We start from the raw sequence: 9,069 nt of genomic DNA on the forward strand, positions 1-9,069 counted from the left end.
ACAATACCAGCGCACCGCCCACAGGATCACATCACCCTGGAAATGGCGCCACTTGAAATCCGTCATCGTTCCGTCCGTCCAATCTCCGCCAAGCATGCTCAAGCTTCACGATTTTTGCAACAGAGCCCCGAGGAGCTTTCGCGGGTTGAGACGCTGATGCATGTGGTTTCAGGTCGCATGACCGTTACCGAGGCAGCGAGGCTGATGAGCGTCAGCCGCCGCCACGCCCATCGACTGTTGACGCGTTACCTTGACGATGGATCATCCGGGCTATTGTCGCGCCGCCGTGGTCGACCAAGCAACCGGCGCTTGGATGATGCTATCAGAGATCAGATTGTCGCACTGGTTCGGACCCATTATCATGATTTTGGGCCTACCCTGGCTGCGGAGTATCTGGCCGAGCGGCATGATCTCCGGATCTCGCGTGAGAAGCTGCGGCAGATGATGATCGAGGCCGGGATTTGGAAGGATCGTCAGGCTCGCCGTCCTCGCCCATATCAGCCGCGCTATCGCCGGGACTGTCGCGGTGAACTGATCCAGATCGACGGCTCGAAGCACTGGTGGTTTGAGGATCGCGGGCCGCAATGCACGCTTCTCGTCTATATTGACGACGCGACCAGCGAGCTGATGCACCTCCAGATGGTCGAGAGCGAGAGCACCTTTGCCTATATGGAGGCGACCCGCGCGTACATCGAGCGACACGGCAAGCCGGTGGCGTTCTATTCCGACAAGCACAGTGTTTTCCGTAATGCCAAAGCCAGTGCGGCACGCGGGGATGGCATGACGCATTTTGGCCGTGCGCTGGATGCGCTGAACATCGAGATCATCTGCGCCAACTCGCCGCAGGCCAAGGGCCGCGTCGAGAGGGCCAACGCCACTTTACAGGACCGCCTGGTGAAAGCGATGCGATTGGAGGGTATCTCGTCGATCGAGGACGCCAACGCCTTTCTCGATAGCTATAGGACCAGGCACAATGCGCGGTTTGCCCGCCCAGCCTTCGATGCCCGCGATCTGCACCGCCCCCTCGCCCCGCATGACGATCTGCGCGCGATCATGGTCTGGCGTGAGCAGCGGACCGTGACGGCGGCGCTGACGCTGCATTACAACAAGGCGATGTTCATTCTAGAGCCAAACGATGTCAGCCTGAATCTGGCGCGCAAGCGGGTGACGGTTTGTGAATATCCCGACGGCCGACTGGAGATCGAGCATGAGGGTCATGTCCTGCCCTATCGTCAGTTCGACAAGATGCGGCAGGTGAACCAGCCTGCCATTGTCGAGAACAAGCATCTGGATGCGGCGTTGTTGCTGGCCAAACAGATGCAGGCAATCATGCCGCATCACCGCAAGCGCAACAACGACGCCCCAGCCCGCCGTGACCAGCCCATGCATCTGTTCCCCGAACCGGAACCGCCGCCAAAGATCGACCGCCGCAAACTGGGTGGCTCGAAGCTCAAGCGCGGTCCCAGGCTCAGTGATGAGGCGTTGCGCGAACGCGGTACGCTCAGCTTCCTGCAGAGGATATGACCGGGCCCACTGCAGGGCAGCGGGTCCATGGGTCTACTACCCCAAGGTCAGCGCATCAGCAGGGTCTGCGCTGCGCTGTGTCGATGGCTCCACGCAGCCCCTGCTGTTCCCCAACCTGTGACATTTCTATATGGCGCAGATTGTGACTTCTCTACTTAGCGAGAACACGTCCCCTCCGTTTCGAGGGTGCGGATGGCCTGACGGACTGTATGCCGGTTCACGCCGAACCTGGCGGCAAGTTCGGAATCGGCAGGCAGCTTGTCGCCAGGGCAAAAGGCACCGCCCCGCATGTCCTGCAGGAGTGAAAGTCGAATCGCTTCCCAGCGCTTCACGACTTGCAGCCTTCTTGAACCGCGCCATCAAGGCATTCTCGACGAGCGAGAGCCGCGACAAGCGCTTCGCCTGCCACTGGGATTTCGCCCGAATTGTCGATCATCAAGGCATCTCCGACATCAAAGGCCATTGTCCTGCTACGTGCGAGGCGCGCACCGATCGCGGCCTCATCTTCCCGGCCGCGTTGCGCGAGCCGCTCCGCGATGGCCTGTTCAGAAGCGCTAATGCCGATAACCTCGAGTGAGGGATAGACTCTGCGTGCATCGCGGATGATGCGGCGCGAGCCGTTGACGACCACGGTATCGCCGCGGGCCAGCCAACCTTCGATCGCCGCTGGAATGCCATATCTCAGGCCATGGGCGTCCCATTGAAGGGCAAACTCCCCGCGCGCGGAGCGTTGGTCGAATGCCTGGTCATCAATGGGTTCATGATCCTCTCCCGGCGAAGCCGCTCGTGTGATGACGCGACGTACGAAACGGATGCGCGGGTCGCTGGCAAGCTTGGTCCGCGCGTAATCGAGCAGCGTGTCCTTGCCGACGCCGCTGGGGCCGACGACCAGTAGGAGGCGCCCAGGTCTCACAAGCCTGCTCCCAACTGGAAATAGGATCGGACGTGAAAGTCGGCCCCGGGCTCGCTCTCTTCGAACAGGGCGAGTGCATCGATGAGTATCCCGTTTCTCGCCAGAGCGTCGAACCGGTCCCGTAGTTCCGGCTCAATGCTTGACGCCTCCTCCCCGGTGACACGGTTCGACAGCGTCATATGGAAGCGAAAGCGCTCGAACACATAGGGATAGCCCCAGCGTTCGAGATGGGCCGTTTCAACGTCGTCGAGATCAGCTTGCTTGCGCCGAGCAAGCTCATCATCCGTCGGTGGCGCGCGAAAGCCATCAAAGGCGCCGACGACTGCGCCAGCAAAGTCGTTTAACGCGGGGCAAGGCGCATCGGGCACGAGAGCGTAGAAGCCACCGATCTGTTCCAGGCGAAGTGGCACAACCGGGAACGGGCGATGGGTTGCTGCGAACCGTGCAACGGCGGCTTCGAAATCCTCGATCCGCGCTTCAGGGGCCAGTCGAAACGGGGCCTTGAGCGTTGCGTGAAAACCGTATCGACGGGGCTCGGTCGTAAGGCTGGCATCGCGATGGACGATGGCGGGGGTATTAGCGGGGTCGAAAGCATCGCGGCCCAGCCACGCGACGGCGGCCTGTGTCAGTGGGTGGTCCACTGGCGGCGTAAAGTAGATCGCGTAGCGGGGCTGGACTACCGTCATGCCGCGACCTCGGAAAGACGCTTGCTCGCCTGACCCACCTCGAACAGGCGATCGGCGACGGCATCACGCACTTCCTCATCGTGGAAGATCCCGACCACCGCAGCGCCGCGTGCTTTGGCTTCGCGAATGAGCGCAGCGACCGTCTTGCGGTTCGCGGCATCGAGCGATGCCGTTGGCTCGTCCAGAAGCAGGACCGGGTACTCAACGACAAATCCGCGGGCAATGTTCACGCGCTGCTGCTCGCCTCCCGAGAAGGTCGCTGGTGCCAACGACCAGAGACGTTCGGGAATGTTGAGCCGAGAGAGCAGCGATTTTGCCCGGCGGGTCGCTTCGTCCTTGTCAACACCGGCCGCGCGCGCTGGCTCCGTAACGACGTCCAGAGTGGACACGCGCGGGATCACCCTCAGGAACTGGCTGACGTAGCCGATCGTACGACGGCGAAGCTCAACGATTTCCCAAGGCTGCGCCGCCACCAGGTCGATCGCCCGATCGTCGGCGGCGATCAGGATTTCGCCAGCGTCGAGCTTGTAATTCGCGTAGAGGGAACGCAGCAGGGTCGACTTGCCGGCGCCCGAAGGACCGTGGAGGCAAACGCATTCGCCAGCAGAAACGTCGAAAGCGACATCGTTGAAAACGGGTATTTGCACACCGCCCTGGGTGTGAAGAGTGAAAGTCTTGGTAAGGCCACGGGCCTGGAGCAGGACGCTCATGGTGGTGATCTCCTCAGGCCTGAAGCACAGATGAAACGAGCAGCTGGGTGTACGGATGGTGGGGATCGTCGAGGACCTGATCGGTCAGCCCCTGCTCGATGACCCGGCCACGCTGCATCACCATCAGTCGATCGGCAAGCAGGCGAACGACCGCAAGGTCATGTGTGACCAGGATCACAGCGACCCCGATTTCCCGGACAAGCCCGCGCAGGAGGTCGAGCAGACGAGCCTGCACGGAAACATCAAGGCCCCCGGTTGGCTCGTCCATGAAGACGAGCCGTGGCTGCGTGACGAGGTTTCTGGCGATCTGCAGGCGCTGCTGCATGCCGCCGGAGAAGAACATCGGCTTGTCGTTGGTCCGGGAAAGGTCGATCTCAACCTTGGTCAGCCAGTCCTGCGCTTCCTCGCGGATGTCGCCGTAATGACGATTGCCCACCGCCATTAGCCGTTCGCCGATGTTGCCTCCCGCGCTGATGTCCATGCGCAAACCGTCACGCGCGTGCTGGTGGACCATGCCCCAGTCCGTCCGGGCCAGACGGCGACGCTCTGGCTCGGACAGCCCGAGCACATCGGTCGGGCCCCGGTCCTTGACATCGTAGGTGATCGTCCCCGCATCGGGGGTGAGGCGGCCGGAAAGGCAGCCCAGGAGAGTGGACTTGCCCGAGCCGGACTCGCCGACGATGCCGAGAACTTCGCCGGGGTAGAGGGCGAAGGAAATATCCTCGCACCCGATCTGGCCGCCGTAGGACTTCGAAAGATTGGAGACTTCGAACAGCGCTCGGCGCTTGTGTTCAGCTGCACCGGTCATCGTACGTTCTCCTCGATGGAAACAGGCATATCGGTCTGACGCGCCTGACGTTCGTTGCAGAAATCGGTGTCCGAACACACGAACATGCGTGAGCCCTTGTCGTCGGTGATGATCTCATCGAGATAGCTTTCGGAGGAGCCGCAGAGCGAGCAGCTTCCCTCCCACTGCTGCACCTCGAAGGGATAGTCGTCGAAATCGAGGCTTCGGACCGAGGTGTAAGGCGGGACCGCGTAGATGCGGCGTTCGCGACCAGCGCCGAACAGCTGGATCGCCGGGTTCATTTCCATTTTCGGATTGTCGAACTTGGGAATGGGTGACGGTGCCATGAGATGGCGGCCATTTGCGATCGTAGGGTAGTCGTAGCTGCGCGTGATACGCCCGTAGTGGGCAATATCCTCGAACAGGGTGACCTGCATGGCGCCATATTCTGCGTAGGCGTGCATCTTGCGCACTTCGGTCTCGCGAGGCTCGATCATGCGCAGTGGCTCGGGCTGCGGAACCTGGTAGACGATGAGCTGCTCTTCGCGCAGCGGCGTTTCCGGGATGCGGTGGCGGGTCTGAACGATGGTTGCTTCATCGACCTTGTCGGTGACGGCAACGTCGGTGACGGTCTCGAAGAAGCGTCGGATCGACACCGCATTCACGGTATCGTCAGCGCCCTGGTCGATAACCTTCAGGCGGTCTTCAGGACCGATCACTGCGGCGGTGATCTGCATGCCGCCCGTACCCCAGCCATAGGCGAGCGGCATCTCGCGCCCTCCGAACGGCACCTGGTAGCCGGGAATGGAGAGAGCTTTTATCAGCGAACGTCGGATCATTCGCTTTGTCTGTTCATCGAGGTAGGCGAAGTTGTAGCCTTCGCCTTCGATTTCGTGGGTGCGCGCGGTCATTGCGCCGGTTCCTTGTTTTCGCTGGTGCTGGTTCGCGCGGCGTCGCGCTCGGCGCGCAGTTGGCGGACCAGCTGGATCTCAGCCTGGAAGTCAACATAGTGGGGCAGCTTCAGGTGCGATACGAAGCCGCTCGCCTCGACGTTGTCGGCATGCGAAAGGACGAATTCCTCGTCCTGCGCCGGGTAGCGGACGCTCTCGCCGAATTCAGGGGCCCGCAGGGCCCGGTCTACCAGAGCCATGGACATGGCTTTGCGTTCGCAGTGGCCGAAAGCGAGACCGTAACCGCGTGAAAACTGCGGAGGGACAGTCTCGCTGCCCTGGAACTGGTTGACCATCTGGCATTCGGTCACGGTGACTTCGGCTACCGCCACCGGGAAGCCAAGCTCCTCCGGCACGATCTCGACCAGAATTTCGCCAAGGCGCATCTCGCCGACGAAGGGGTGAGCGTTGCCGTATCCTCGCATCGTCGAATAGGCGAGGCCGAGCAGCATGCCCTCATCAGCGCGTGCGAGGCTCTGAAGGCGTTGGTCGCGGCCAGCGGGGAACGACATCGGTTCGCGTGTCAGATCGAAGACGTCATCCTGAGGCACCGGGATTTCCGGCTCGATGATGCCTTCCCCGTCCAGCACGTCGATTACCCGCGGGACAACCTGATCGAGCGGTTCATCGGCAAGGACAGCTGTTTCCGGATCACCCTCGGCGGCGAGTGCGAAGTCCAGCAGACGGTGGGTGTAGTCGTAGGTTGGTCCCAGCACCTGGCCGCCGGGGATATCCTTGAAGATCGCAGACACGCGACGTCGGACGGCCATTGCCGCTGTATCGACCGCTTCCGAGGTCGCGATACGCGGCAGGGTCGTGCGGTATGCGCGCAACAGGAATACCGCCTCGACCGTATCGCCTCGCGCCTGCTTCAGCGCGAGCGCCGCGAGTTCGCGGTCGTAGATGGAGCCTTCCGTCATTACTCGGTCGACCGCGAGATCGAGCTGCTCGCTGATCTGGTCGAGGCCAAGTTCGTTGACGTCAGGGGAACCCCGGCGGGTTTCGGCGATCAGCCGGTGGGAGTTGCGGATGGCCTGCTCGCCACCCTTTACGGCCACATAAGCCATGTCAGATCTCCACGGTAATGGTACGCGGCAGACCGACCATCGCGCTGCCGCATGTGAAGAAGATGTCGACGCCGGCGGGATAGAGCTCCCGGTTGAGATCCCAGTCCGACCAGAAGCTGTCCGGCAGGCCATCGATGGCGACCGATCGCTCCCCCTTGATACCCGGCCCGCGCCAGGTCCGTGGCGGCCCCTGATCGAGTGAGGAGACCTGGATAATCAGGGTCGTCGAACGATCAGGATATTCGTCAGTCCCCTGAGCAAAGGCGGTCAGGCCGGGCATTTCAGAAGGATCGGAAACGACCGCAAACCGCGCAACGTCGGCCTCCCCACTGACCGGGACTCCCGTGTGGAACCCAAGCCAGGTCCTGACTGCTTCTCCCGCAGCCGACGGAGCGAGCCAAACGGAGGTTTCGCCATCGAGCAATGTCAGCGCCAGTGCGCCGGTCGCGCTGGAGAGCGGCTCGGGAGCTTGCTGGTTCTGATCGAGCGTGATGACGCGCCCCGGATAGGCGGTCGCCGTCATGATCGCGCGGAATGTCGCCTGGGAGTCGAAGACCGGATCGGCGAAGCCTGGCAGGAGGCTTGCACTTGCGGGCGGGGTGAAGGCGTGCTGTGTCATGACAGGTTGTCTCCGCGAACCATCGTGAAGAACTCGACTTTGGTTGCTGCGGCCTTGCGGCTCGCGAGAAGGCGACGGTCGCTTTCGACCTTGCGCAGCGGCTCGATCACCTGTTCGAGCAAGGTCGCTTGCAACTCATGCTGCTGAAGGCGTGCATCAAGCAGAGCAGCCAGTTCCGCCTGCCTGCGGCTGCGGCCCGAAGCATAGCCGTGTCCGACAGCCCCGTCGGGCAGGCGCACCGAGCAACGCGTGACCGTCATTTCGCCAAGGTTGAACTGCGCGCCGGTGCCACCGGCCCGGCCGCGGACCATGACCAGTCCGACGTGCGGAGCGCGAAGCCATTCGAAATCCACGTCGGCAAGATGAGCAGCGGCCAGATTTTCCACGTCGTCGGCACGGGCGCGCGAGAGGATGCCGATCCAATCCGCGCGCGCGGTATCCGCACCGGTCCCTTGAGGTAGGGCGTTTTCCATCGTTGAGAATTCCATCGAGAAAGGAAGTGCTGGGAGTCCTGCTCCCACGGATCACAGGATGCGTCGGCCACCGATCCAGATGTTTCGGATCACTGGCAGGCCATCGACCACCCGGACGCGCAAAAGATCGGCACGAAGGCTAGGAGCGATGGAGCCGCGATCGTCGAAACGAAGCGCCTGTGCGGGTGCCAGCGAGCCCATCGCGACCACCTTGGCCAGGTCGAAGCCCATGCCAGCCAGCTTGAAGATGGCCTGCAGCATGCTCGAGGGCACATAGTCCGAGCTAAGGATGTCGACGAGACCGGCGTGCGCAAGTTCGATTGCGCTGACATTGCCCGAGTGGGACTTGCCAAGAACGACGTTTGGCGCGCCCATGACGTTCTTCATCCCATGATCGTGAGCGCGCTGGGCCGCTTCGAGCGTGGTCGGAAACTCGCAGATACCCACGCCGTACGTGTGCGACTGGTCGACATCCTCGACAGTGGTATCGTCATGGCTCGCCAGGGGCAGGCCATGAAGGGCAGCCTCTGCAAGGATTGCATCGCGGCTACGGGGGGTATGGGTCTGCTGGTTGTTCCGGCAGACTTCGAGATGCGCTGCAAACTCTTCATCATTCCAGACCCGCGCATGCTTTTTGCGGTAGTATTCGCGGTAGATGTCCAGGTTGCGCCATTGGCGCTGGCCGGGCGTGTGATCCATGAGGCTGATGAGGCGGACGGTTGGGTCTGCCAGCCTGCCTCTCGCAAACTCGAGGACACCGGGATCGGCAAGCTCGCAGCGCAAGTGAAGGTAGTGCTCAGCCTTCAGCAAGCCGGCGTCGCGCGCCGCTTTCAGACTGCTGATCGCTCCGTCAAGCATGGCTGCACGGGCACCATCGCCATCGTAGTCGCCGAGCGCGAGTGAATCGACAACCGTGGTGATACCGGCGCCGAGGAGTTCCCAGTCGTGCGTCAGAACCGATCCGATCGGGAACGGCCAGGTCACGCGAGGGCGCGGACGGAAGTGGCGCTCGATATTGTCGGTGTGAAGGTCGATCAGCCCCGGCAGCAAGAAGTCGCCTTCCAGGTCTTCGCCCGGGACTGCGAGTGTCGCCTCTGGTTCGACGGCAGCGATTTGCGCGCCGTCAAGGCGGATGCTGCCCGTGACGACGCGGTCGGCCAGAACCAGTTGGGCGTTTGTGAGCAGATCAGCCATTCAAGGGGCCTTTCGAGACCTTAGAGCCCGATTCAAAAGTTTCTCAATGGTTTGAGAATGTTGCGATCCTGCGGGTGAGCATGCGGATGCTGGCCACGGTGGCCCATGCGGTGGAGCTTTCGATGGATCGCTCCCAGTCTTTGGCC

The 9,069-nt window shown here is 62.2% G+C and carries 11 protein-coding genes and 1 pseudogene; 1 reads left to right on the forward strand and 11 read right to left on the reverse strand.

Annotation, left to right across the window (positions count from 1 at the left end; translation table 11 throughout):
* Positions 1-156 precede the first annotated feature (156 nt).
* Positions 157-1,524 carry an ISNCY family transposase gene (locus tag EH199_RS23585; protein WP_124811477.1) on the forward strand — a complete coding sequence of 456 codons (1,368 nt, stop codon included), beginning with the start codon at positions 157-159 and terminating at the stop codon, positions 1,522-1,524.
* A gap of 155 nt (positions 1,525-1,679) precedes the next feature.
* On the opposite strand, the gene EH199_RS25145 is transcribed toward EH199_RS23585, so the two are convergent.
* The 11 genes and pseudogenes from EH199_RS25145 to EH199_RS23640 form a co-directional block, all read right to left on the reverse strand.
* Entirely contained in the window at positions 1,680-1,856 is a 177-nt protein-coding gene (locus tag EH199_RS25145) for a GntR family transcriptional regulator (protein ID WP_223806904.1), read from the reverse strand.
* Complete coding sequence (gene phnN, locus EH199_RS23595; protein WP_212742240.1) at positions 1,853-2,437, reverse strand: phosphonate metabolism protein/1,5-bisphosphokinase (PRPP-forming) PhnN; 585 nt, start codon at positions 2,435-2,437, stop codon at positions 1,853-1,855. Before phnN ends, EH199_RS25145 begins: the two co-directional genes overlap by 4 nt.
* The gene (locus EH199_RS23600) at positions 2,434-3,123 is read right to left on the reverse strand and encodes a DUF1045 domain-containing protein (protein WP_124811479.1); all 690 of its coding nucleotides are present in this window, start codon (positions 3,121-3,123) and stop codon (positions 2,434-2,436) included. The genes phnN and EH199_RS23600 overlap by 4 nt, the downstream gene beginning before the upstream one ends.
* Complete coding sequence (gene phnL, locus EH199_RS23605; protein WP_124811480.1) at positions 3,120-3,833, reverse strand: phosphonate C-P lyase system protein PhnL; 714 nt, start codon at positions 3,831-3,833, stop codon at positions 3,120-3,122. The genes EH199_RS23600 and phnL overlap by 4 nt, the downstream gene beginning before the upstream one ends.
* A 13-nt stretch (positions 3,834-3,846) precedes the next feature.
* The gene (phnK, locus tag EH199_RS23610; RefSeq protein WP_124811481.1) at positions 3,847-4,641 is read right to left on the reverse strand and encodes a phosphonate C-P lyase system protein PhnK; all 795 of its coding nucleotides are present in this window, start codon (positions 4,639-4,641) and stop codon (positions 3,847-3,849) included.
* On the reverse strand, positions 4,638-5,531 hold the full coding sequence (locus EH199_RS23615; protein WP_124811482.1) for an alpha-D-ribose 1-methylphosphonate 5-phosphate C-P-lyase PhnJ: 894 nt from the start codon (positions 5,529-5,531) through the stop codon (positions 4,638-4,640). The genes phnK and EH199_RS23615 overlap by 4 nt, the downstream gene beginning before the upstream one ends.
* A complete protein-coding gene (locus EH199_RS23620) occupies positions 5,528-6,637 on the reverse strand; it encodes a carbon-phosphorus lyase complex subunit PhnI (protein ID WP_124811483.1) in 1,110 nt (369 codons plus the stop codon). Before EH199_RS23620 ends, EH199_RS23615 begins: the two co-directional genes overlap by 4 nt.
* A gap of 1 nt (position 6,638) precedes the next feature.
* Entirely contained in the window at positions 6,639-7,256 is a 618-nt protein-coding gene (phnH, locus tag EH199_RS23625; protein WP_124811484.1) for a phosphonate C-P lyase system protein PhnH, read from the reverse strand.
* Entirely contained in the window at positions 7,253-7,729 is a 477-nt protein-coding gene (gene phnG / locus EH199_RS23630) for a phosphonate C-P lyase system protein PhnG (protein WP_124811485.1), read from the reverse strand. Before phnG ends, phnH begins: the two co-directional genes overlap by 4 nt.
* Positions 7,730-7,780: 51 nt before the next feature.
* Positions 7,781-8,923, reverse strand: a complete 1,143-nt coding sequence (locus EH199_RS23635; protein ID WP_124811486.1) for an alpha-D-ribose 1-methylphosphonate 5-triphosphate diphosphatase — start codon at positions 8,921-8,923, stop codon at positions 7,781-7,783.
* A 43-nt stretch (positions 8,924-8,966) separates the two neighbouring features.
* Positions 8,967-9,069: pseudogene (locus EH199_RS23640) on the reverse strand (IS5/IS1182 family transposase); the annotation flags it as partial.

It is taken from the genome of Novosphingobium sp. LASN5T, from assembly GCF_003856955.1.
Classification (GTDB): Bacteria; Pseudomonadota; Alphaproteobacteria; order Sphingomonadales; family Sphingomonadaceae; genus Novosphingobium.